2 protein-coding genes and 1 pseudogene are annotated in these 3,545 nt (G+C 70.6%); all 3 read right to left on the bottom strand.

Translation table 11 applies throughout. The features are described 5' to 3' along the window. Positions 1 to 449: pseudogene (locus tag GXP76_RS34685) on the bottom strand (type VI secretion protein); the annotation flags it as partial. A gap of 5 nt (positions 450 to 454) precedes the next feature. Next, the gene (locus tag GXP76_RS34680) at positions 455 to 1,903 is read right to left on the bottom strand and encodes an ATP-binding protein (RefSeq protein WP_242575591.1); all 1,449 of its coding nucleotides are present in this window, start codon (positions 1,901 to 1,903) and stop codon (positions 455 to 457) included. A 40-nt stretch (positions 1,904 to 1,943) separates the two neighbouring features. After that, a complete protein-coding gene (locus GXP76_RS34675; protein ID WP_242575590.1) occupies positions 1,944 to 3,512 on the bottom strand; it encodes an SCO6880 family protein in 1,569 nt (522 codons plus the stop codon). Positions 3,513 to 3,545: the final 33 nt, after the last annotated feature.

The raw sequence follows: 3,545 nt of genomic DNA, 5'->3' as shown, positions 1-3,545 counted from the left end.
CCCGCCTCCGCAACCGGATCCGCGTGCGCGTCCGTGTCCACGGCGGGGTCGGCGGCGGCGCGCTGCCGCGCGCGTTCCCGGAGCCGTACCGTACGCAGCGCCCGCCGGCGGACCACCACGCCCAGCACGAACACCGTCAGCACGGCCGCCACCATCAGCTCGCCGATGAACAGGCCCCAGAACAGCCCGTATCCGGAGAGCTCGCCCGACGGGGTGCCGGGCCAGGCGGCGGGCAGGTCGTGCGGTGCCGAGACCAGCCGCCGTATCGCCGACGGCGTACGGGTGAAGGTCACCGAGTCCGGCCACGCGCCGCGCGCCAAGAACGCGGCCAGGCCCGTCGCCGTCCACGCGAACAGGGTGATCCCGAGGAGGAAGCCCAGCACGCCGAGGATCAGACCGTCCGGGATCCCGCGCTGCGCGCCGGGCCCGGGGCCGCCTCCCGCCGCCATGCCGCTCACGCCACCGTGGACTCGGAGGACGCGTCCAGCCGCTGCTGTTCCATGAGGATCGCGCGCTGTTCGGCTTCCCACTCGGCGGCTCTCACGTCGTCGGACAGCCCGTCGGCCATCGAGCCGGCCGCGTCCGGGGCGCCGGACGCCTGGCTGCTCTCCGTCATGGCGCGGTCGGTGAAGACCAGCGGGCGTTCCGCCTCGGTGACCAGGTGTTTGACCACCTGGACATTGCCGTTGACGTCCCACACCGCGATACCGGGCGTCAGGCTCGGGATGATCTCGACCGCCCAGCGCGGCAGCCCGAGCACCTGGCCGGTGGACCGCGCCTCGTCCGCCTTCTGCGCGTAGATCGTCCGGGTCGACGCCATCTTGAGGATGGCGGCGGCCTCCTTCGCGGCGGCGCCGTCGACCACGTCGGAGAGATGGTGGACGACCGCCACGAACGAGAGCCCCAGCCGGCGGCCGAACTTGAGCAGCCGCTGGAAGAGCTGCGCGACGAACGGGGAGTTGATGATGTGCCAGGCCTCCTCGACCAGGAAGATGCGCTTCTTCCGGTCGGGGCGGATCCAGGTGTGCTCCAGCCACACGCCGACGATCGCCATCAGGATCGGCATCGCGATCGAGTTGCGGTCGATGTGCGAGAGGTCGAAGACGATGAGCGGCGAGTCGAGGTCGATGCCGACGGTCGTCGGGCCGTCGAACATGCCGCGCAGGTCACCGTCGACGAGCCGGTCCAGGACGAGGGCGACGTCCAGGCCCCAGGCCCGTACGTCGTCTATGTCCACGTTCATCGCCGCGGCCGACTCCGGCTCCGGGTGGCGCAGTTGCTCCACGATGTCCATCAGGACGGGCTGGCGCTCGACGATCGTGGCGTGGACGTAGGCGTGCGCGACCTTGAGGGCGAAGCCGGAGCGTTCGTCCAGGCCGTGCCCCATGGCGACCTCGATGATCGTGCGCAGCAGGGCGAGCTGCCCGGTCGTGGTGATCGCCGGGTCGAGCGGGTTGAGCTTGATGCCGCCGTCCAGGGCCGCCATCGGGTCGAGCCGGATGGGGGTTATACCCAGCTCCTGCGCGATGAGGTTCCACTCGCCGGCGCCGTCCTCGCCCTGGGCGTCGAGGACGACGACCTGGCGGTCGCGGAAGCGCAACTGCCGCAGGACGTACGTCTTCTCCAGCGCCGACTTGCCGTTGCCGGACTCGCCGAGGACCAGCCAGTGGGGGGCGGGGAGCTGCTGCCCGTACAGCTGGAAGGGGTCGTAGATGTAGCCCTTGCCGCTGTAGACCTCGCGGCCGATGATGACGCCCGAGTCGCCGAGACCGGGGGCCGCGGTCGGCAGATAGACGGCCTGCGCCTGACCGGTGGACGTGCGGACCGGCAGCCTGGTCGTCTCCACCTTCCCGAAGAGGAAGGTGGTGAAGGCGTCCGTGAAGGCGGACATGGGATCACGCATCACAGGCCCCTATCAGCGGCGGTCGGCTTCTGATCGACGGTCATCGGCGGATGCCGGTCGCGAACGGCAGGGTGTTCACGAACGCCCGGTGGTGCTCGCGGTCGCACCACTCCAGCTTCAGATACGACTTGCCGGCCGACGCCCGGATCGTCCGCTTGTCCCTGGCCAGGGCTTCGGGCGAGCGGGACGACACCGTGATGTAGCCGACGATGTTGACCCCGGCCGCACCGCTGGCGAGATCCTCACCCCGCTGGTCGAGGCGGCCGTGCGCCGCGATGTCGCGCGGGTCGACGGTGCGGTTCATCTTGGCGGCGCGGCTCGCGTCGGCCTCGTCGTTGGTCTTCTCCGTGAGCATTCGTTCGATGGCGACCTCGGTCGGCTCCAGGTCCATGCAGACCGCGACCGTACGGATCACGTCGGGCGTGTGGACGAGCAGCGGGGCGAGGAAGTTGACGCCGACCGGCGTCATCGGCCACTCCTTCACCCAGGCCGTGGCGTGGCACCAGGGGGCGCGGGTGGACGACTCGCGGGTCTTGGCCTGGAGGTAGGTGGGCTCCATGGCGTCGAGCTCGGCCGGCCAGGCGTTTCGTTTCGTCATGGCCTGGATGTGGTCGATGGGGTGGTCCGGGTCGTACATCGAGTGCACGAGGGAGGCCAGCCGGGCCTGCCCGAGCGGCTGCCGGACACGGATGTCGGCCTCGGCGAGACGGGCGCAGATGTCGGTCAGCTCACGGGCCATGACGACGGCGAGCCCGGCGTCCTTGTCGAGCCTGCGGCGCCGGGCGCCCTTGCCGCCGGCGGCCTGGCGGGCGGCGCGGGCCATGGCCTGGCCCTCGGAGGCCAGTTCGCGGGTGTAGTGCATGCAGGCCACGAGGTAGGCGCGGTGCTGCTCGCTGGAGGTCGAGACCATGGACTGGAGCTGTTCGTACGACTCCTGGAGCCAGCCCGGGGACGCGGAGTCGCCGCGCTGGGCGACGTCCTTGGCGTGCGCGTCGGGGTCGGCGGGGAGCGTACGGGCGAGCATCTGGAGGCGGGTGACGAAGCCGTCCCCGTTGGCGACGTGCTTGAGGAGCGTGCCGAAGCGGTCGACGAGGGCCTCCTGGTCCTCGCTGTCGCGCAGACCGACGCCGGGGCCCTCGATCTCGATGGCGGCGGTGACGGTGCGGCGGTCGGCGTGGAGCAGTACGGCGATCTCGTCCGGACCGAAGGGCGCGGCCAGCCAGTTGATCCGCCCGATACCGGGCGGCGGGCCGATCTCCACCTCACGGCCGTCGGCGGAGGTGCCGGACTCCATGGCGGCGGAGCGGTAGGTGGTGCCCTGGCGCAGGGTCCGCTTGTAACTGCGGTTGATCTCGAACCACTTGTAGACGGTGCGGTGCTTGTACGGCACGTACACCGCGGCCAGGGCGAGGAGCGGGAACCCGAGCAGCGTCACGATCCGCAGGGACAGGACGGGGACGATGAGCCCGCTCATCATGCCGAGGAACGCGCCGAAAATGATCAGCGCGATCTCGCCCGTCTCACGGTTCTTGCCGACGATCGCGTTCGGCCGCGCGCGGCCGATGAGATACGTGCGGCGGGGCGCGATCGGATGGGACTGAATCGTCAACGCCCTGCACCTCCTGTGCTGTTGTTACCGGTT

The organism is Streptomyces sp. NP-1717 (genome assembly GCF_022695985.1).
GTDB lineage: Bacteria > Actinomycetota > Actinomycetes > Streptomycetales > Streptomycetaceae > Streptomyces.
The sequence above is the reverse complement of the archived record's forward strand: the minus strand, read 5'-3'. Positions and strand labels throughout refer to the sequence as shown.